Annotated in this window: 18 protein-coding genes, 1 tRNA gene and 1 pseudogene; 11 read left to right on the forward strand and 9 right to left on the reverse strand. The window is 66.2% G+C overall.

What is annotated here, in order from left to right; translation table 11 throughout:
- Position 1 precedes the first annotated feature (1 nt).
- A complete protein-coding gene (locus LBW94_RS37745; protein WP_225058525.1) occupies positions 2–1,057 on the reverse strand; it encodes a hydrogenase expression protein HypE in 1,056 nt (351 codons plus the stop codon).
- 425 nt (positions 1,058–1,482) lie between these two features.
- Here LBW94_RS37745 and LBW94_RS37750 point away from each other — a divergent pair, with 425 nt between their 5' ends.
- Complete coding sequence (locus LBW94_RS37750; RefSeq protein ID WP_225058524.1) at positions 1,483–1,686, forward strand: cold-shock protein; 204 nt, start codon at positions 1,483–1,485, stop codon at positions 1,684–1,686.
- Between the two features lie 60 nt (positions 1,687–1,746).
- Here LBW94_RS37750 and LBW94_RS37755 read toward each other — a convergent pair whose 3' ends face one another.
- Positions 1,747–2,604: a mycofactocin-coupled SDR family oxidoreductase gene (locus LBW94_RS37755; protein WP_225058523.1), complete on the reverse strand. Its 858-nt coding sequence runs from the start codon at positions 2,602–2,604 to the stop codon at positions 1,747–1,749.
- A 172-nt stretch (positions 2,605–2,776) separates the two neighbouring features.
- Here LBW94_RS37755 and LBW94_RS37760 point away from each other — a divergent pair, with 172 nt between their 5' ends.
- The 4 genes and pseudogenes from LBW94_RS37760 to LBW94_RS37775 all read left to right on the forward strand — a co-directional run bounded on the left by LBW94_RS37760 (position 2,777) and on the right by LBW94_RS37775 (position 6,251).
- On the forward strand, positions 2,777–4,057 hold the full coding sequence (locus tag LBW94_RS37760) for a serine/threonine-protein kinase (protein ID WP_225058522.1): 1,281 nt from the start codon (positions 2,777–2,779) through the stop codon (positions 4,055–4,057).
- Positions 4,058–4,845: 788 nt separating this feature from the next.
- On the forward strand, positions 4,846–5,502 hold the full coding sequence (locus tag LBW94_RS37765) for a type IV toxin-antitoxin system AbiEi family antitoxin domain-containing protein (RefSeq protein WP_323138030.1): 657 nt from the start codon (positions 4,846–4,848) through the stop codon (positions 5,500–5,502).
- Between the two features lie 109 nt (positions 5,503–5,611).
- Positions 5,612–5,701: pseudogene (locus LBW94_RS37770) on the forward strand (nucleotidyl transferase AbiEii/AbiGii toxin family protein); the annotation flags it as partial.
- Between the two features lie 178 nt (positions 5,702–5,879).
- Positions 5,880–6,251 (forward strand): nucleotidyl transferase AbiEii/AbiGii toxin family protein, encoded by a 372-nt coding sequence (locus LBW94_RS37775; protein ID WP_225058521.1) that lies wholly within the window; start codon positions 5,880–5,882, stop codon positions 6,249–6,251.
- 164 nt (positions 6,252–6,415) lie between these two features.
- Here LBW94_RS37775 and LBW94_RS37780 read toward each other — a convergent pair whose 3' ends face one another.
- From LBW94_RS37780 to orn, 3 genes are all read right to left on the reverse strand, one after another.
- Positions 6,416–6,727 carry a putative quinol monooxygenase gene (locus LBW94_RS37780; RefSeq protein WP_225058520.1) on the reverse strand — a complete coding sequence of 104 codons (312 nt, stop codon included), beginning with the start codon at positions 6,725–6,727 and terminating at the stop codon, positions 6,416–6,418.
- Positions 6,728–7,504: 777 nt separating this feature from the next.
- Positions 7,505–7,577 (reverse strand) — tRNA-His (locus LBW94_RS37785).
- Between the two features lie 54 nt (positions 7,578–7,631).
- Positions 7,632–8,273: an oligoribonuclease gene (gene orn, locus LBW94_RS37790; protein ID WP_225058519.1), complete on the reverse strand. Its 642-nt coding sequence runs from the start codon at positions 8,271–8,273 to the stop codon at positions 7,632–7,634.
- Between the two features lie 135 nt (positions 8,274–8,408).
- Here orn and LBW94_RS37795 point away from each other — a divergent pair, with 135 nt between their 5' ends.
- Positions 8,409–10,040, forward strand: coding sequence for a helicase HerA-like domain-containing protein (locus LBW94_RS37795; protein WP_225058518.1), 1,632 nt, complete (start codon positions 8,409–8,411; stop codon positions 10,038–10,040).
- Positions 10,041–10,046: 6 nt separating this feature from the next.
- Here the strand turns inward: LBW94_RS37795 and lysA are convergent, their stop codons facing one another.
- Entirely contained in the window at positions 10,047–11,390 is a 1,344-nt protein-coding gene (gene lysA / locus LBW94_RS37800; RefSeq protein WP_225058517.1) for a diaminopimelate decarboxylase, read from the reverse strand.
- A gap of 144 nt (positions 11,391–11,534) precedes the next feature.
- Positions 11,535–12,332, reverse strand: a complete 798-nt coding sequence (cmrA, locus tag LBW94_RS37805) for a mycolate reductase (protein ID WP_225058516.1) — start codon at positions 12,330–12,332, stop codon at positions 11,535–11,537.
- Between the two features lie 292 nt (positions 12,333–12,624).
- Between cmrA and LBW94_RS37810 the strand changes: the two genes are divergently transcribed.
- The 5 genes from LBW94_RS37810 to LBW94_RS37830 all read left to right on the forward strand — a co-directional run bounded on the left by LBW94_RS37810 (position 12,625) and on the right by LBW94_RS37830 (position 17,413).
- Positions 12,625–12,954: a hypothetical protein gene (locus LBW94_RS37810; protein WP_225058515.1), complete on the forward strand. Its 330-nt coding sequence runs from the start codon at positions 12,625–12,627 to the stop codon at positions 12,952–12,954.
- Positions 12,947–13,570 (forward strand): DUF6879 family protein, encoded by a 624-nt coding sequence (locus tag LBW94_RS37815; RefSeq protein ID WP_225058514.1) that lies wholly within the window; start codon positions 12,947–12,949, stop codon positions 13,568–13,570. Before LBW94_RS37810 ends, LBW94_RS37815 begins: the two co-directional genes overlap by 8 nt.
- Positions 13,571–13,601: 31 nt before the next feature.
- On the forward strand, positions 13,602–15,998 hold the full coding sequence (locus tag LBW94_RS37820) for an ATP-binding protein (RefSeq protein WP_225058513.1): 2,397 nt from the start codon (positions 13,602–13,604) through the stop codon (positions 15,996–15,998).
- A 457-nt stretch (positions 15,999–16,455) separates the two neighbouring features.
- On the forward strand, positions 16,456–16,971 hold the full coding sequence (locus tag LBW94_RS37825) for a GNAT family N-acetyltransferase (protein WP_225058512.1): 516 nt from the start codon (positions 16,456–16,458) through the stop codon (positions 16,969–16,971).
- 103 nt (positions 16,972–17,074) lie between these two features.
- The gene (locus LBW94_RS37830; RefSeq protein ID WP_225058511.1) at positions 17,075–17,413 is read left to right on the forward strand and encodes a hypothetical protein; all 339 of its coding nucleotides are present in this window, start codon (positions 17,075–17,077) and stop codon (positions 17,411–17,413) included.
- Between the two features lie 25 nt (positions 17,414–17,438).
- On the opposite strand, the gene LBW94_RS37835 is transcribed toward LBW94_RS37830, so the two are convergent.
- Both LBW94_RS37835 and LBW94_RS37840 read right to left on the reverse strand, forming a co-directional pair.
- On the reverse strand, positions 17,439–18,149 hold the full coding sequence (locus tag LBW94_RS37835; protein ID WP_266273084.1) for a VOC family protein: 711 nt from the start codon (positions 18,147–18,149) through the stop codon (positions 17,439–17,441).
- A complete protein-coding gene (locus tag LBW94_RS37840) occupies positions 18,146–20,176 on the reverse strand; it encodes an NADPH-dependent 2,4-dienoyl-CoA reductase (protein WP_225058510.1) in 2,031 nt (676 codons plus the stop codon). The genes LBW94_RS37835 and LBW94_RS37840 overlap by 4 nt, the downstream gene beginning before the upstream one ends.
- Between the last annotated feature and the right edge of the window lie 2 nt (positions 20,177–20,178).

Raw genomic sequence — 20,178 nt, forward strand, 5'->3', positions numbered from 1 at the left:
GTTACCAGGTGCGCGTTGCGCCGGACAAGAGCTCGGAACCCCGGTGCCGCCAGTGCGGCTCCTTGTCGACGGTTCTCGCGGTGATGTGCCGCAGATTGCGGATCACCGATCCGTACAACCCCGAGGCGGTGGACGACAGCTTGCCGCCGGGCGGCTCGTCCATGAAAGGCATGAATTTGTCGGGGAATCCGGGCATGGTGCACCCGATGCAGATACCGCCCACGTTCGGGCAGCCACCCACGCCGCCCAGCCAGCCACGCTTGGGCACATTGCATTTCACCACCGGACCCCAGCAGCCGAGCTTGACGATGCACTTCGGGGACCCGTATTCGGTGGCGAAATCGCCCTGTTCGTAATAACCGGCCCGGTCGCAGCCCTCGTGCACGGTGGCGCCGAACAGCCACTTCGGCCGCAGCGCCTCGTCGAGCGGGATCATCGGCGCCTGACCGGTGGCCTGGTAGAGCAGGTAGGTCAGCGTCTCCGCGAGGTTGTCCGGCTGGATCGGGCAGCCCGGCACGCACACGATCGGTATGCCCGCCTTGCTCTTCCACTCCCAGCCGAGATAGTCCGGAACGCCCATGGCGCCGGTGGGGTTGCCGGCCATCGCGTGGATGCCGCCGTAGGTGGCGCAGGTTCCGACGGCCACCACCGCGGTCGCCTTCGGCGCCAGCCGATCCAGCCAGGCGCTGGTGGGCATCGGCTGACCGGTGTCCGGATCGTTGCCGAAACCACACCAGTAGCCCTCGGAGTGCAGTTGTTCGTTCGGGATGGACCCTTCCACGACCAGCACGAACGGCTCCAACTCGCCGCGATCGGCCTTGAAGAACCATTCCAGGAAGTTGTCCGCGCCACCGGACGGCCCGCATTCGAAATCGATCAGCGGCCAGTGCACCGCGATCTTCGGCAGGCCCGGCAGCGCGCCGAGCGCGATCTCCTCGATGCTCGGCTGGCTGGCGGCGGTCAACGCCACCGAGTCGCCGTCGCAACTGAGCCCGGCATTGATCCACAACACGTGAATGAGCGTTTCTTCTGCTTCGATCGCTTCTCGAGTCGGCATGGACCGCCACCCTTCGCCAAGTGCGGTTCGTCGGTGGGCGCCCCGGACGGGACGCCGGATATGACCCGGATCACATCAGCGTCCGTAGTCTAGGACGGGCCCTGATCACGGCTCAAGAACGATCGATCGAACCGTGCTCTCACCCCGCGTTCCTCGCATTCCCGGCGAGATCCGGGCGTGACCGACCGGCGGCAGTGACGACCGTGGCCACCCGGACCAGGGCATTTCCGAAAATGTGTGCCGGATCATAGACTGTGGGCCCGACCTGCCGAGACGATGCGGATTCGGCACCGGATGACCCCGACACGCGCGCGCCTATCGGCCGCGCTGTTGGGCTGCGACCCAGAAGTATGACATGCTGGTGGCCGAGCAACGGGTAGTTGAAGTGATCGCCTGGCTCACTACAAGGAAGTAAAACAAACAGTATGTCGCAAGGCAGTGTGAAGTGGTTTAACGGCGAAAAGGGCTTCGGGTTCATCGCGCAGGACGGTGGCGGCCCCGACGTGTTCGTCCACTACTCCGAGATTTCCGGCTCCGGCTTCAAGTCCCTCGACGAGGGTCAGCGCGTGGAGTTCGAGATCGGGCAGGGCCAGAAGGGCCCGCAGGCTCAGAACGTGCGCGCTATCTGATAGCCGAGAACAGCTCGAAACCCGCGCCGTGGCGCGGGTTTCCTGCATTTCAGGGGCCTGTCAGTACTTCAGGGCACCCGAGTCCACCGCGATCTGGTTGCCCGTGGTGGATCCCGAACCGGGCCCGGCCAGCCAGGACACGATGTCCGCCACCTGGTCCGGTGACATGAACCCACCGCGGCCGTCCCCGCCGTTCGCCGCGACCGGCCGGTAGGGCACCGGCGGAAAGCTGTGCAGGAACGACGGATACGTCGCGAACAGCTTCATCATCGCGTCCGGATCGATCATCGGGGTGTCCACCGAGTACGGATGGATCGAGTTGACCCGGATCCCGAACTCGCCGACCTCCAGGGCCAGCGAATTGGTCAGCCCCACCAGCCCGTGCTTCGACGCTGAATAGTGCCCGTTGCCCGGCGTGGCCTTCAACCCGGCCGACGAACTGACGATGATCACCGACCCACCGTGCCCGGCCTCGATCATCGCCGGCACCGCCGCCCGGACGGTCCGCCAGGTCCCACTGAGGTTGACGTCGATGACGGTGTCCCATTCCTCCGGGGACATCTCGAACAACCGCCCCCAACTCAGCACCCCCGCATTGGCCACCAGCACATCGAGCCGCCCGAACAGCGCGACGGCATCGGTGACCACCTGCTGCAATCCGGTGAGATCGCGAATATCGAGCTCACGCGCCAGGATGGAGCGCCCCGTCTCCTCGACCAGCCGCGCGGTCTCGGCCAGATCGGCGGCGTTCGCGGGCCGATAGGCGATGGTGTCGGACGCCGCCGCGCAGATGTCGACGGCGATGATGTCGGCGCCGTCACGGGCCAGCCGGAGCGCGTGCGCCCGTCCCTGACCGCGCGCCGCGCCGGTCACCATGGCCACTCTGCCGTGTAGCGGTGCATTCGTATCGGATGTCACGGATCTGCTTTCTGCAACAAGTTCTCGGATCTCCCTGCATCGTGTCATGCGGGCGCGGGCGCCGGAGGTCCGGCCGTGCTGTCCGGCGGCCGGAACGGTTCCCCGGTCGGGCCGACCGGGCCTGTCGATGTCCGAGTCGCCGGTTATCCTGTACCTGGAACGGGGGTACGTTGTGAGTAGCACGCTCCACCCGGGAGAAGTCTTCGCCGGCTACGAGATTCAGCATCTGCTCGGCGTCGGCGGCATGGGCGAGGTGTACCTCGCGCGAGACAGGGACCTGGGTAGATCGGTCGCATTGAAACTGCTGACCCACACCGCCGGTGCCGATGCGGAGTTACGCAACCGTTTCGAGCGGGAAGCCAGGACGGTGGCGCAACTCGATCATCCGAACATCGTCACCGTCTATGCCCGCGGTCTCGAGGATCACCAACTGTGGCTGGCCATGTCGTATGTGGACGGGACCGACGTCGCTCAGGAACTGACCCGCACCGCGACGATGGAGCCGGCGCGTGCGGTGCGGATCGTTACCGAGGTCGCCGATGCCCTCGACTACGCCAACGACAAGGGCGTCCTGCACCGCGACGTGAAACCCGCCAACATTCTGCTGGCTCGATCACCGCGTGAACGAGCGGTGCTGACCGACTTCGGAATCGCCAAGGTGGTCAACGAGTCCTGGAAGCTGACCGAGACCAGCAACGTGGTCGCCACCTTCCAGTACGCCGCCCCGGAGCGGTTCACCGCCCCGGACAGTGTCGACCGCCGCGCGGACGTGTACGCACTGGGCTGCACGCTCTACTACATGCTCACCGGTGAGCTGCCGTACCCCACAACCGACCTGTCCCAGCTGATCTACGAGCACATCCACGGCGCGATCCCGCAGCCGAGCGCTCGGAGACCGGAACTCCCGGTCGAATTCGATGCGGTGATCGCAACCGCGCTGGCGAAATCTCCCGACGAAAGATTCGCCACCTGCGGCCAACTCGCCACTGCGGCAAGGGAAGCGCTGGAGGGACGCCGATCGGCCGTCACGGTTCGAAACCCGGCCGGCCAACCCGACGGAAGCGGGAAGAAAGCCGCCTGGGCGCCTGCGATTGTCCGCGCCGTCCTTCTTCTGCTGGGCATTATGTGCGGCGTCGTGACACTGTTCTGTGGCATCACCGGTGCGGACGAACTCGGCTGGATCGGCACCCCCGGCACATTCACCGCCTCGAGCTGTGCCAAGGACTCCTGCGCCGGAACCTTCGAACCGGACGGCGGAGGAGCCCAGCAGACTGTGACGATCGATACGACATACAGCCGGGCCGATTCACCCGGCGTGCGCGTCAACAAAATCGACCTGTTCTTCATGGATTCCGTCCCTGCCAACAAAGGGCACGGTATCGGAATGCTGGTGGTGGCCGGCATCGCCGCTGCGATAGCCTACTTCTTCGTCGCCGCAGGGGCTGTCTGGTGACGGTGTGGTAGTTCTGCTCGTGCGGGGAAGTGCGGCGGGGAGTCGATGCCACCTGTGGGGTGGAGGCTTGACGGGCCGGATCGCCGGTGGTTCTCGGCAAGCTGTTTCTCGGCCGTTGCGGGACAGCGGCGCGAGGTGTCTACCATGTAAGAAGGTCAGGTCCGGGAAATCCCGGACCTGCCCCTTCAGGGTGGACGACGGGACTCGAACCCGCGACACCCAGGCACAAGATCGCAGGATTTCTGGGGGTCCCGGTAAGTCCTGGGATGGCCTCGCTCGCGATCCACGTCCCTGTCGGTCCTCGGTTGCTCCGCGGTGTCGGTGCTCAGAAGTTGGAAAGGTTCGAGTTCTCGTCCCTCGTTGTCCCGGTCGCGCTCCCGGGTAGGCGGGCGGCGTGTCGTGAATGCGACGCGCCGACGATCTTCGAATCCTGGCAATCGAGTGGCTATCGCTTGATGCGGCGTCTCGACGAGACCATTACGTCCGAGAGCGTGGTCGTCGTCGCCGGGACCTACAAGGCATTGGTACCGGCGACGGGTATCGGCCTGTGCGGCAGTTGGCCTGTAGTCGCCGACGGCTGGAACCCGGGGTAGGGGGCGTTATGACTGCCAGTGATCGCGATGAGCTGATCCGTGAGCCCGGGGCTGGTCGCGGCTGGGGCGGTTGTGCTCGTTGGTATGAGTTCCCCGGCCTAGGGCACAGGTTCGCTTCGTCGGCGAGGCGGGCCAGCTGTTCAGTAGTATGCATTTCATTGGCTATTAGCCAATGAAATGCATACTCTTCGGGAGGTGGTGCTGGTGGCTGGGCGTCGCAAGACCTTGTTGCCCAGTGAACTCTGGCGCGCACCGCTTCGGACCGTACGGCCGCAGGACTTGGCCGACTTTTACGCTCAGCCGGGTCCCGAGGTCGCGAGGCTTGTCGAGCAGGGCGTGTTGCATCGCGTTGCTCACGGCTACTACATCATCGTCCCGCCGGACTATGTCGGCCGCACCTGGCTGCCCGGGCTCGAGGCGGCCGCCGCAGGTATTGCGTCGTCGATCTATGGGCCGGATCGGGCGATTGTCATGGGCATCAGCGCAGCGCGCATGTTGGGAGCCGTACCTCGTGCGCTGGCGACCGCGGTGGTCGCGGTTCCGAGCCAGCACCGGCCGATCACCCTGGTCGACCGCTCGGCGCAGGTTCGTCTCGTCCGTCGTGATACGGGCACACTCGACGCCGAGCGCCTCGAAACGCCATTGGGCCCAGCGCTGGTCACCACTCCGGAACAGACCGTGCTCGATCTCGCCCGTCGCCCGGACCTGGGAAATGCCGAGGCGGATGTTCGTTCGGCGATCGCGACGCTCTACCGCGGTAGCGATTCGTCGAGACTTGCGCAGATCGCTGCAGATCAGAGTTTGGGAGCGGCACTTCAACGTGTGGAAGGTTGGGTCGGGCGTGAGTTTTGACGAATATGACAGTGTCGCAGCGCAATTCGGAGTTGCCCCGGAGCAGATCGAGCGCGACCATCTGATCTCCCATCTGCTCGCGGCAATCAGTCGTGCGTTCTGTGATCGGGTGCATTTCATCGGCGGAACTGCCCTTGCCCGTACACATCTGGTGAGTGGCAGGCTCAGCGAAGACATCGATCTGGTGGCGTTGGGCAACCGGACGGTGCTCGCGGCCGAAGTCGACGCCGCTTTGCCGCGATCTGTCGCGCGCACCTACGGCCGGTTGGAATGGGCACCGCCGCTGAGTGGCATCCCGGACACCGGGGCCGCAAATCTTCGCTCCGCCCCTCAGTGTATCCGTCAAGATCCAGTTGTTGTCGGCCCGAGGCCGGGCGGTGTGGCCGACCGAACTCCGCAGTCTCGAGCAGCGATACCACGACGTTCCACCGGCCGAACTGCTCGTACCAACTTTGCCGGCCTTTGTGGCAGGCAAGACCGCGACCTGGCACGATCGGCGGGCATCGCGCGATCTCTGGGATCTTTGGGCGCTGAGCGAAATTGGGGCGATCGACGGTGCTGCGGGAGCGCTGTACCGCAGGTACGGGCCGACCAACCGGCTCCCCGCCGCGCAACTGTTCGATCATGCGCCGGATGAGAATGACTGGAATGCGCAATTGGCCGGGCAGACACGGTTGTTGATCAGTGCCGAGATGGCTCGGGTAGCGGTTCGAGATGCGTGGGAGCGTGTCGAACAGGGACTGGCGTAGCCCTGTGCGGGGCTGACGACGTTGAAGCCGGTCGCTCAACATGGGCCCAATGGTGCACGAGACGGTGAGAGCACTGGCACGTGCAGAAGCGCGCAGCGTGGATACCGTCCACGGTTTCGCGGCGTGGTGCGGTCTGACCCGCCCCCTGTAGCCGATGGTGTTGCTCATTCCCCGGCCGGCAGGCCCTTCGTAGCGGCTGGAGTGAGGAACTCGACACGGGCTGTTGCGACATACTGATCCCGCTCGGACAGGAATCGGAGCGTATGTGGCTGGCGCTCGTGCTCATCGAAGGCAGCACGGTCTCGATACACCTCGTAGAAGATCCGCGTCAGCGGTTCGCCTTCGACGCGGTGAGTGGCGTAGACCAACGTGCCGGGCTCCTTCTCGAGGATGGAGGCAACGGTGGAAGCCACCAACTCATCGAACTTGGCGGCCCGGTCGGCGTGTAGATCGAATCGCACCACGAGCGCAAACATTGGTCTCCCTCAACTAGCCAAGCGGACTGATGGCCTGGATGGTCCTTCCGGCCGGTGACACCGTAGCGTGGAACCGGGACGGACTGGGAAGGCGTTCGCCGATCAAGCCGTCGGCTTGATATCGGCTATCGGTCCGTTCAGAGTAAATATGCGCCGATCCCGACGCGGTCAAGATCCGGCCGAGTCTCGGGCACTACCGGATTCGGGAGCTCGACACCCCGGTTCTCGATGCCTATTTCGCGGCCATCGCAGCTCAGGGGCACAAGCGTAAGGCTCGATGGCACAAGACCATCATCGGCGAAACCCTGGATCCATGTAAGCGGCACGGTGCGATCACGGGGGACAATCCGGTGAACGGGGTCGGTAAGCGCGGTATGCGCCGGAATTGGGCGAAGCCGAATGCGGCGGCGTGGGAACGGTTGCAGGCGTTACGGATTCAGGTACGGGAGTGTGGCCGTGGCGAGAAGATTCCGGGGACGCCGGCGTACACGTACGGGCCGAGGCGCAACGCGCAAGAGCTGCTGGACGTGATGGACATGGCTGCGGGCGCTGGCGGTGTCCGACCGCACGGGGTGTTCGCGGCAGCTCAACCATGCCGTGGGGTCGCGAGTGACAGCTGAGCATTATGTGGACCGGCCCGCAGAGGTGCCGGATGACCGGGACGTACTGAACGCCTATGTGGCCTGATTCGCGAAAGGAACAGGCGTGAAAACTTGGAAAAGCTCGAATAAAGACCGAGGGCAGGTCAAGGGTTATGCCCTTGACCTGCCCTTTCAGGGTGGACGACGGGACTCGAACCCGCGACAGCCAGGATCACAACCTGGTGCTCTACCAACTGAACTACGTCCACCATTGCCGGTAACTTCCGGCGCGCTAGATCGTAGCGCGTGGGGCGGCTCGGGACCTAATCGGTGCCGGTTCGGGGGGTGTTCGTGCTGGTCCCGGGGTCGTCGCGGAGGTCGGCGGCGATGGCGGCTATCTCGGCGGTGGAGGGGCCGGGGGCGGGGACGAAGGCGGTGCGGCGGTAGTAGCGGAGTTCGCGGATGGACTCCTGGATGTCGGCGAGGGCGCGGTGGGCTAGGCCTTTTTCCGGCTGGCCGAAGTAGATGCGGGGGTACCAGCGGCGACAGAGTTCCTTGATGGAGCTGACGTCGATCATCCGGTAGTGCAGGTGGGCGTCCAGGGCAGGCATGTCGCGGGCGATGAAGCCGCGGTCGGTGGCGATGGAGTTGCCGGCCAGGGGGACGATGCCGGCGGTGGGGGCGTGTTCGGTCACGTAGGCCAGGACCTGTTGTTCGGCCTCGGCGAGGGTGACGATGGAGCGGCGGACCTCCTCGGTGAGGCCGGAGCGGGCGTGCATCTCCTGCACCACCGGGGGCATCGCGGCCAGGGCCTCGTCGTCGGCGTGGATCACGATGTCCACGCCGTTGCCGAGGATGTTCAGATCGCTGTCGGTCACGAGGGCGGCCACCTCGATCAGCTTGTCGCTGTCGAGCCGGAGGCCGGTCATCTCACAATCCATCCACACCATCAATTTGTCGGACACCGGAGCAACCTTACGCGGCGCGGTTGCCGTGCCATCGCGATGTCGCTCGGCGGCGTGATCGCCGGATATATGGTTTTCGCGAAGCTGTGCTCGGTTCGGAAAGTCAGCGGGACTTCGGTGGACGGAGGATCGGCGATGACGACGGCTCAGGAGAAAGCGGCGGCGGCGCGCAGGGCGGCCGAGGAGGCGGCTCGGGTGGCGGCGGAGGCCGCTGCCGCAGCGGAGAAGGCGGAGCGGGAGGCTGCTTCGGGGTCCGGTGACGTGTCCGCGGCGCGGGGGATCGCCGCCGGGTACGAGGTCGGCGGGGCGACGTTGGAGCTGGGGGCGGTGGTGATCGATGGTGTCTCGGATCCTGGTGCGTGCGTGCGGATTCCGATGCGGACCATGAATCGGCACGGGTTGATCGCGGGGGCCACGGGGACCGGGAAGACCAAGACCGTGCAGGGGATCGCGGAGCAGTTGTCGGCGGCGGGGGTGCCGGTGGTGCTGGCCGATGTCAAGGGGGATCTGTCGGGGCTGGCGGTGCCGGGGGAAGGAGGCGAGAAGGTGCTGGCTCGGGCCGCGGAGTCGGGGGATGCGCAGTGGTCGCCGAGCGGGTTTCCGGTCGAATTCGTCTCGCTGGGGACCGAGGGGATCGGGGTGCCGATCCGGGCGGCGATCACGTCGTTCGGGCCGGTGTTGCTGAGCAAGGTGCTCGGGTTGAACGAGACGCAGGAGTCGACGCTCGGGCTGATCTTCCACTGGGCCGACGCGCAGGGACTGGCGCTACTGGATCTGAAGGATCTACGGGCGGTGATCACGCATCTGACCAGCCCGGAGGGGAAGGCCGACCTGAAGGGGATCGGCGGGGTGTCGGCGGCCACCGCGGGGGTGATTCTGCGGGCTCTGGTGAATCTGGAGAGCGAAGGGGGTGACACCTTTTTCGGGGAGCCGGAATTGGAACCCGCGGATCTGTTGCGGACCGCCGGTGGGCGCGGGGTGATCACGGCGTTCGAACTGGGGGCGCAGTCGGCGCGGCCGGCGCTGTTCTCCACGTTCCTGATGTGGGTGCTGGCGGATCTGTTCCAGACGTTGCCGGAGGTCGGTGATGTGGATATGCCGAAGCTCGTCTTCCTGTTCGACGAGGCTCATCTGTTGTTCCGGGATGCTTCCAAGGCGTTTCTCGGGCAGGTGGAGCAGACGGTGAAGTTGATCCGGTCGAAGGGGGTGGGGGTGTTCTTCTGCACCCAATTGCCCACCGATATCCCGAATCCAGTGTTGTCGCAGTTGGGGGCGCGTATTCAGCACGCGTTGCGGGCATTCACCCCGGAGGATCAGAAGGCGTTGTCGAAGACCGTGCGGACGTATCCGAGGACCGCCGTCTACGACCTGGAGCAGGCGCTGACCTCGCTGGGGATCGGGGAGGCGATCGTGACGGTGCTCTCCGAGGAGGGGGCGCCGACTCCGGTGGCGTGGACGCGATTACGGCCGCCGCGGTCGTTGATGGCGGGCATCGGTGACGACGGCATCCGGTCCCGGGCTCAGGCGAGCCCGTTGTGGGCGAAGTACGGTGTGACCATCGACCGGGAGTCCGCCTATGAGATTCTGGCGGCGAAAGTCGTTGCGGCGCAACCAGAACCGCAGATGCCCGATCGGCCCGCACCGGTGGAGCCCTCGGCCGCCGACCGGATCATGAGCAATCCGGCGGTCAAGAGTTTCCTGCGTTCGGCCGCCACCGCCGCCGGCCGCGAGATCAGCCGCTCGATCTTCGGCACCCGCCGCCGTTGAATCCGTTCAGCCCAGGTCGCGGGCCAGCAGGTCGGCGGGGGTTTCGCGGCGGATGAGCTGGCGGCTGCGGCCTTCGGTGACGGCGACGATCGGGGGGCGGCCGACGCCGTTGTAGGAGGAGGCGAGACTGTGGTGGTAGGCGCCGGTGCAGGGGACCGCCAGGACTTCGCCGGGGCGGAGATCGGCGGGCAGGGTGATGTCGTGGGCGAGGATGTCGCCGGCTTCGCAGTAGCGGCCCGCGACGGTGGCGGTCATTCTGGCGCCGGTGGGGTGACGGTTGACCAGGACCGCGTCGTAGCGGGCGCCGTAGAGGGCGACGCGGGGGTTGTCGTTCATGCCGCCGTCGACGATCACGTAGGTGTGGCCGTCGGGGATGTGTTTCACCGTCATCACGCGGTAGAGGGTGACGCCGGCGCGGGCGACGATGGCGCGGCCGGGTTCCAGGGCGATGCGGGGGCGGGGGAAGTGGTGCAGGGCGCAGGCGGAGTCGAGGGCGTCCTCGACGATGTCGGCGAGGATCGGCAGCGACATCTCCTTGTCGCCGCCGCGGTAGGCGACCGCGTGGCCGCCGCCGAGGTCGAGTTGCCGCAGCAGGATGCCGTGTTCGCGGTGTACCCGGGCCATCTCGGCGATCATCCGGCGGACCGCTTCGCCGTAGAACTCGGCGTCGTGGATCTGTGAGCCGAGGTGGCAGTGGAAGCCGGCCAGGTGCAGCATCGGCTGCCGCAGGATGCGCTCGACGGCCTCCGTCGCCTGGGGGCCGCCCAGCGGGAAACCGAACTTCTGGTCCGTGACGCCGGTGCGGACGGCCGGGTGGCCGTGCACGTCGATATCGGGTGACAGGCGCAGCAGTACCTGTTGGGGGCGGGTCGCCAGAGCGGCCAGGAGGGTGATCTCGGTGAGCGAGTCGACCACGATCCGGCCGACTCCGGCGGCCACCGCGGTCTCCAGTTCGGCGAACGGCTTACCGGTGCCGTGCAGCACGATGCGTTGCGGATCCACTCCGGCGGCCAGGGCTATGGCCAGTTCACCGGCGGAACACACGTCCACCGACAGACCCTCCTCGGTGACCCAGGCCGCCACGGACCGGATCATCAGGGCCTTCGCGGCGTAGATGATCTCCGCGTCGGGGAAGTGCTTGCGGTAGGCCCGGCAGCGGCCGCGCACCTCGGCCTCGTCGAGCACGTAGGTGGGGGTGCCGTACTGGTCGGCGATGTCGGTGAGTGCGACGCCGCCGAGGGTGACGCGGCCCATGTCGTCGTAGTGGGTGTCGCAGGGCCAGACACTGGTGTCCAGCCGGGGCGACGACATCCCTGCCCGCAGGGACGGGCAGATCTCGAGCAGTGTCAACGGTGTCTCCTGCTGTTCGCCCCGCTTTCGATGTGCTGCGGGGTCAACGCCAGAACTACGCCTGGTGGTCGATCACCGAATCGGCCGGTTACGGTCCTTTGACACGCGACTCTGCGATCTTGACGCCCTGCTGACGATGATGTGTTACCGACCACCCATCTTCTTGTAGATCGCGCCGACCACCGGCGCGGTCAGCGCTCGTGGCGCGTACTGCCCGGCGACGCTCATACCCTTGCTGATCAGGCCCGGAACCACGCGCATCTTGTTGCGGGCCAGCGAGTCGATGGACAGTGTGGCGGTGTGCGCGGCCGAAACCCAGACGAATTCGGGGATCCTGGTGCCGACGTCCTCCTGATCCGGATTCGTGGTGCGGACCGGACCGGGGGCGAGCAGGGTGACATTGACGCCGGTTCCGCCGAGTTCCCCGCGCAGCGATTCGGAGAACGAATTGGTGAACGCCTTGGTGGCGGCGTAGGTGGCGTTGTGCGGGACGGCCATGTTGCCGGCGACGGAGCCGGTGATCAGGATGCCGCCGGCGCGGCGGGCCAGCATGCCGGGCAGCACCGACAGGGTGAGGTCGTGCACCGCCACGGCGTTGAGTTCCACCACCGCGCGTTCGTAGGCCGGATCGAGCTTCGAGAGCGGGCCGAAGGTGGCGACACCGGCGTTGTTGCAGAGAATCGCGATCTCCCGTTCGGCCAGCTCACGCGAGAGCGGTTCGCGGTCCTCGCGGTCGGACAGGTCGACGGCGCGTACCTCGGCGGTGACGCTGTACCGGTCGCCGAGCCGGGCCGCCAGCTCGGTCAGCAATTCCTTGCGGCGGGCCACGAGGATCAGCGAATATCCGCGCCGCGCAAGCTCTTCGGCGAGCGCGGTGCCGATTCCCTGAGAGGCTCCGGTGACGACGGCACGATTGTCGGCGGTGGGTGCAGGCAGGCTCACGCCCGGCAGCCTACCGAGCGGCCGTCGCACTGTCCCGCCCGGATCGTGCGGGCCGTCGGCGAGTGGTCTCGGGCCCTGAACGGCAGGCTCGATGTTGCCCGGTCGCTGCCGGTGGCCGGCCTGCCGGGTATCTCCGCGCGATCATGCAGGCCGGGCGAACCGTCGAAAGGTTGGCCGCAGGTTGCGGTACGACGTCACAGATCCACTTTTCGGATAGCGCCGACAAGAACGGCTGCATGAACGCCGCTTTCACGGCAGTTGAACAGGAAGGCTGATAACATACCCTTGCGGGGTGCCGCACTGCCATATAGAAGGAGTGTTGGTAAAAATGGGTGGAAATATTTGGGAGCCGGATCCGGCTGCGTCCTTCAGCCGACGTCTCGGGATATCTTCGAAAGAGCCGGGAAGCGGCCGTAACGGCGGCAACGGTAGTGGGGGAGAATCTGGTTGTCCCGATATCTGGGAACTTGACAACGGCGATGTCGCCTTTATCGGCAGAGATTTGACCAGCAGTTATGATTCGAGATTACCCGAGGGGGTGAGCGTCAACGAGAACGAGCGTCTCGTGGTGCTGCCGAGGGGGATGATCATAGCTGCCAAGGCGGATATACCGGATGCTTGACGACATCTATCGAATTTCGGGTGAAAAGCTCTTGGGGGATGTCTACCTGTCCGACTTCGACGGCAGGTTCTGGAATATTCGATCGCACGGATTCTGGAAACTCGAGCGGCGACAGCATTTCGAGGAACCGAACGACGACAGCTGGGTGGCCTTCTCCCGGGGCCGGTGGGACGAGGCGCTGGAGCTGCTCGAGGATCGCCGGCCGCGGTTACGTCGGCACTATGACCGCCTGGCGGAATCGAATATCCCTACCAGGCGTGTCCGCATAGTGGAGAATCCGGTTTCGAAATACATGCAGTGGGAGCTGCATCTACTGCTCATCCGCGACGAGTTGGGAGGTAGCTGCCGGGTACTCCACACCGACCGGGTCCGGCGGTACGAGACGTCCAACATCCTGCCCGAGCTGGTGACACTCGGTGACGACGTCATGTACGAGTTGCTCTACGACGGTGACGGATTGCAGGAGGGCGGCGTTCGGTACACCGATCGGCAGGCCGTCGCGCGGAGCCGCGAGTTCATCATGGGCCTGTACGAATCCGGTGAGGATCTGGCGAGCTATTTTCGGCGCGAAATCGCGCCGTTGCCGCCACCGGACATGATCCGAAAAGATGAGTAGCGGCGCAGGTCGGGACAGTGGCGACGAGGAGGTGAGTGCAAGCGGCCAATATTCGGAACTCTCCGGCTCGGCATCCGATGTCGTGCAGGCGCGGGATGTGCAGGGCGGTATCCATTTCCACGGGGCCCGATCGTCGTTCGAATCAGCGCCGCGGCAACTGCCCGGTGACGTCAGCGGCTTCGTCAACCGAGCGGAAGAACTTCGGCAGTTGGGCGAGATGCTCGCGCGGATGCCGGTCGAGCCGATGGTGGTGGGGCTGTATGTCATCACCGGAACGGCAGGTGTCGGGAAAACGTCGTTGGCGCTGCATTGGGCCCACAGCATCCGACACCGTTTCCCGGACGGCCAGCTGTATGTGAATTTGCGTGGGTACGACCCCGAGCCGCCGGTATCCGCCGGACAGGCATTGGATCGGTTTCTGCGGGCCTTGGGGGTACCGCCGTCGGCGATTCCGGCGGAAGCGGAGGACAAGGCTGCGCTGTATCGATCGATCCTGTCCGGAAGGCGCATTCTCGTAGTACTCGACAATGCGGCGACGGTCAAACAGGTTCGTCTTCTTCTCCCCGGGAGTTCGGAATGCCTCGTCCTGGTCACGAGTAGAAGCCGGTTGTCGGGACTCATTGCACGAGATGGCGGCTATCGATTCTCTCTCGACGTCTTGAGTGAATCCGACGCCATCCGGCTCCTGCACACCGTCACCGACGGCTACCGGAGGCGCGACGACGAGGAGGAGATACGCGAACTCGCCAGACTGTGCGCCAGACTCCCCCTCGCGTTGCGTATCGCCGCCGAGCGCGCCGCCAGCCGTCCGTTGATGTTGCTCCGGGATCTGATCGCGGATCTGCGCGACGAATCGGTGCTGTGGGATGCGCTCACCCCGGACCACGACGACGACGCCGATGCCGTTCGTACCGTGTTCGCCTGGTCCTACCGGGCGTTGCCCGTCACCGCCGCTCGGGTGTTCCGGTTGCTGGGACTGCATCCCGGCCCCGACTTCGGAGTGCCTGCCGTGGCGGCGCTCGCCGAGGTCACGAGGAACGAGGCCAGGCAGCTACTGGACATCCTGACCGGGGCGCACATGCTCGAACAGCAGATTGCCGATCGATACCAGTTCCACGACCTGTTGCGCGCGTACGCCACGGAACAGGTGATGAATCAGGAGACGAACGACAGCCGGCGACACGCGTCCGCGCGATTGCTCTCCTGGTATCTGCGCAGTCTGCGCAATGCGGTATCCGTCATCGCGCCACACGACAGACTGCCGGCGGCACCGGAGACGGATTCCGGCTCGGAACCGTTGAACTTCCCCGATGCGGCCGCTGCCTTCGCATGGTACGAAACCGAGTACACGAACATCGTCGGGTCGGCTCGTGTCGCCGCGGCGTACGAACTGCACGACTCGGCGTGGAGGTTTCCGGTGCTGCTGCGCAGCATATTCGTGAGTCAGAATCCTTTCGAAGATTGGATCGCTGTCACCGATGTCGGCCTGGCCTCCGCGCGCCGGATCGGTGACAGGTTCGGTGAAGCCGAGTTGCAGGACAGCCTGGGAAAGGCATACGTGCAGTCCCACCGGCTCGAAGCGGCAGAACAGTGTCATCGTGCGGCACTCGCCATCCGGCAGGAGATATCCGACGATTTCGGTGTTGCCGCCTCGATCAACTCGCTGGGTTTGGTGCATTGGCGTTCGCGGCGCTTGGCGGCGGCGACCGCCGATTTCGAGGAGAGTCTCGAGATGTTTCGTGCTCTGGCCGAGCCACGATGGCAGGCCGTCGTCTCGACGAATCTCGGTATGGCGCATGTCGATCGGGCCGACATCGAATCGGCGAACGAAATTCTGACGAGATGCGTGGAACAGTGCCGGGCGATCGGTGACACCGCCTATGAGGGCAATGCCCTGTTCTTTCTCGCCATGGCCCAGCGAGAAGCCGGGCTGCCGAACGAGGCACTCGCCTCGATCGAGTCGGCGCTCGCGATAGCGAGGGACAGGCGACTGGATGCCTGGGGCGGATACTGGCTCATGGAACTCGGCAGGGTGCAGCGAGCTCTCGGGCTTCCCGAGGAAGCGTTGACCTCCTACCAGAGATCTGCGGTCGTCCACCGGCGGCTGGTCGATCGCAATCGTGAGGCCATGGCGATCGATGGCACCGGCGAATGCTATCGGGAAATCGGCCGCTACGAGGACAGCATTCATTTCCACCGGCTGTCGGTGGCGATCTTCCGGGAAACCGGTGATCGGTGGTGGCTGGCGACGGCGCTGTACAACCTGGCCATGTCGCTCGGGCTCGCGGGCAGGTCCCGGCAGGCGATCCCATTCTCCAGGGAGTCGTGGGGCCTGTTCGGAGAATTCGAGGACCGCAGGGCGGTCGATATGCGGAACCGGGCTGCCGCTCTCGTCGAATCCGCTGCCGACGACGAGGAACCGGACTGACTCTCGTTGCCCGGATGTTCGACGACATGAGATCGGGGGTTGCCTCTTGACCGGCAGTACACCGGACGGCTGGGCCGACAGAATTCTGCACGGTCATATTCGGCGCATCGCGGAGATCGATCCGGAGGTTGCACCGGCGGAACGATTGTCCACCGGAAACCCGATCCTCGATGCCGCGATCGACCCCTCTGCCATGGGTGAGATGCGTTATCGGGCCTTCGGTCCGGAGGACGAGGCAGCCCTGTGGGGAAGCCTGCATCGATACGTTCTCGAGATCCGGGTGTGCGGGACGACTCCGGCGCAGGCGTTCGGGACGGTACTCTCCGAATTGGTCGCCGCGATATTCTCCCGGCCCGCCGAACCCGACAGCTCCGTATCCGTCACCTGGCCGATTCGGGACGTCGAATGTGCCGGTCAACTGGTCCGGAACGGGTTCTGCCCGGTCAGTGTACTGGCGATGAAGATGCTGACCAGCGGCGATCGGGACGAGCCACGGATCAGGCCCGCCGGCCCCGGCGACGTCGAACGTATCGTCGCACAAGCCGAAGAATTGCACCGGCTCGATATCTCGCTCGGTGCGCTGCCGATGCGTCCGGATCTGCCTCGGCGACTGGAGCGCGAAATCCTGCCGGAAGTGTTGCGTCGCGACGGCACGGTGCTGGTCTGGATCTCGGAAAACGGAGATGTGGCCGGCTTCATCCAGGTGCAGCCACCGCAGAATGCGTGGATAGAAAGCCGGGTCCGCGTCGGACCCGCCGGTTATATGCAGCGTCTGTATGTCGATCGGAGCTACCGGAACAGTGGTGTCGGAGGTGGATTGGTGGCCGCCGCCGAACGGCGTCTGGTGGCGTCCGGGGCCGAATACGCGCTGCTACACCACAGCATTCACAATCCGTACGGGGCGCCGTTCTGGATTCGACGTGGATTTCGTTCGGTATCGGTCACGTGGACGAGGTCGGTGACCGGCTGTTGATACCGTCCGGTTCGTCCCCGGAATTGACAGATATCCTGGGGCGGATTACCTTACCGGAGAACTTTCAGGGGGTTTCATGGATCCGATACTGACCGGTTCTCTGTTGACCGATGCGCTGCACAAGATTCTCGACTCTGCCGCGGGTGAGGCCGGGAAGCGGGCGTGGGAAGCGCTCGCGACGCTGCTCGGGCGACATCGATCGGAGCCCGATGCCACGGAGGAGCCGGTCCCCGTGCCGGAAACCGATTCGGAGATCGAGGATTTGGCGAATCGCCTGGCACGGATCGCGGCGGCCGATCCGGCCGCGGCCGAGCGGCTGCGGGCGTGGCTGGACGGTATCGACGGGGATCCGCCGGGAACCACCCACAACACGATCTCCGGCACGGTTCAGGGACACGCGATTCAAGCGCGCGATATATCCGGGCCGATCACGTTCGGCTGATCCGCGGGTTCGCGGGGTCGCTCGCTCAGCGGGGTGCGGGTTCCAGGAAGGCGATGCCCCAGCGGACGTGGCCGCTCCAGACGCTGGCGATGCGGCCGCCTTGGACGGCCGGTTTCGGGTCGCCGATGGGGCCGCCGGCGGCGCGGACGGCGGCTACGGTGGCGTCGAGGTCGGGGGTGCCGAAGGCGATGCCTGCCAGGATCGGGGGGCGGCCGGTCGAGACGACTTCCAGGAAGGGTTTGCCGACGCGGTAGAAGGCCATTTCGGGGCCGGATGGGCCGCGGGGGTGGAAGCGGCGGCGGGGTTCGGTGCCGAGGACCGCGTTGAGCGCGGTCACGGCGTCGTCCAGGTCGGGGACCCAGTAGACGAGGTGGTCGACGTAGGTGGCGCCGTTGGGATGTGTCGCGGGTGAACCGGTGTCGCGGCCTGCGGGTACGTCCGGGTCCGAGGCGGCGCCGGGCGCGCCGCGGTCCGCTGGTACATCCACGTCGGATGCGGCGTCCAGCGCGCTACCGTCCGCGTCGCTGGTGGCGTCGGGGTGCGCGGCTCGGGGCTGGACCGGGATGCCCAGGGCGACGGGGTCGGCGTGGACCTGGTCGAAACCCCAGGCGGGGGTGGTGTCGACGGCGCAGGTCACCGCGCCGAGCCGGAAGGTCGCGGCATTCAGGTCGAAACCCAGTGCCTGCCAGGACTTCTCGTCACCGGGCAGGCCGATGCGGTCCAGCAGCGGGCTCACAGGGTGGCCGCCACTCGGGTGCCCTGTTCGATGGCGCGTCCGGCATCGAGTTCGGCGGCCAGTTCGGCGCCGCCGATGAGGTGGGTGGTGACGCCGGCGGCTTCCAGGGGGGCCACCAGGTCGCGGACGGATTCCTGTCCGGCGCAGAGGATCACGTTGTCGCAGTCGATCACGCGGGGGCGCTGCCGGCGTTCGCCGAAGCTGATGTGCAGGCCGCGGTCGTCGATGCGTTCGTAGTTGACGCCGCCGAGTTGTTCGACGCCCTTGGCTTTCAACGCGGCTCGGTGTACCCAGCCGGTGGTCTTGCCGAGGCTCTTGCCGAAGGTCGTCGATTTACGTTGCAGCAGGACGACTTCGCGGGCGGCGGGGGCGGGGCGGGGGGTGGTCAGCTGGCCTGGGGCGTCGGGATCGTCGGCGGTGACTCCCCATTCCTCCTTCCACTCGTCGAGTTTCAGGGTGGGGTGGCCCTCGACGGTGAGGAATTCGCTGACGTCGTAACCGATTCCGCCGGCCCCGATCACGGCGACCTTGCGGCCGACCGGTTTCCGCTCGCGGACCAGTTCGGCGTAGGTGAGGACCTTCGGGTGGTCGATGCCGGGGATGTCGGGGATGCGGGGGCGCACGCCGGTGGCGAGGATCACGTGGTCGTAGCGGCCTTCGACCAGTTCGTCGGCGGTGACGCGGCGGTTCAGGAACACCCGGACGCCGGTGACCTCCAGTTTGCGGGTGAAGTAGCGCAGGGTTTCGGCGAACTCCTCCTTGCCGGGGATGCGGCGGGCGATGTCGAACTGGCCGCCGATCTTGTCGTCGGCCTCGAACAGGTCGACCTTGTGGCCGCGTTCGGCCAGGGTGACCGCGGCCGACAGACCGGCGGGGCCGGCGCCTACGACCGCGACGCGCTTGCCGCGGCGGGTGGGCAGCAGCAGGAGTTCGGTTTCGCGGCCGGCTCGGGGGTTGAGCAGGCACGACACCGTCTTGTGCACGAAGGCGTGGTCCAGGCAGGCCTGATTGCAGGCGATGCAGGTGTTGATCTCGTCCTCGCGGGTGGCGAAAGCCTTGTTCGCCCACTCCGGGTCGGCCAGCAGCGGCCGGGCCAGCGACACCAGGGCGGCCTCGCCGCGGGTGAGGATCTCCTCGGCGGTCTCCGGCATGTTGATCCGGTTCGACGCGCACACCGGAATGCTCACTCGCGCGGTGATCTTCGCGGTGAACTCGGTGAACGCGGCGCGTGGCACCGAGGTGACGATGGTCGGCACCCGGGCCTCGTGCCAGCCGATGTCGGTGTTGATGATCGAGACCCCGGCCTGCTCCAATTCGCCTGCCAGCGCCAGGATCTCGGTCTCGGTCTGGCCGTGCTCGACGAATTCGGCCATGGACAGCCGGAATACGATGAGGAAGTCGTCGCCGACGGCGGCGCGGATGCGGCGCACGATCTCCAGCGGGAAGCGGCGGCGGTTCGCCGCGCAGCCGCCCCAGCGGTCGGTGCGCTTGTTGGTGCGGGGCGCGAGGAACTGGTTGATCAGGTAGCCCTCGCCGCCCATCACCTCGACGCCGTCGTAGCCGGCGAACTTCGCCAGCCGGGCGCAGCGTACATAGTCGTCGATGGTGCGTTCGACGCCGCGGTCCGACAGCGCGCGGGGCCGGAAGGGGTTGATCGGCGCCTTGATCGCGGAGGCGGAGACGCTGAACGGCACGTAGGCGTAGCGGCCGGCGTGCAGGATCTGCAAGGCGATGCGGCCGCCCTCGGCGTGCACCGCGCGGGTGACGGCCCGATGCCGGTACGCCTCCGACCGATTGGTGAGTTTGGCGCCGAACGGCAGCAGCCAGCCCTCCCGGTTCGGGGCGTAGCCGCCGGTGATGATCAGGCCGGTGCCGCCGCGCGCGCGTTCGGCGAAATACGCTGCGAGCCGGTGGATGTCCCAGGCCCGGTCCTCCAGGCCGGTGTGCATGGAACCCATCACCACGCGGTTGCGCAGGGTGAGGTGCCCGACCGGCAGCGGCTCGGAGAGGTGTGGATAACGGTTCACTG

It is taken from the genome of Nocardia sp. alder85J (genome assembly GCF_020176955.2).
Lineage (GTDB): Bacteria > Actinomycetota > Actinomycetes > Mycobacteriales > Mycobacteriaceae > Nocardia.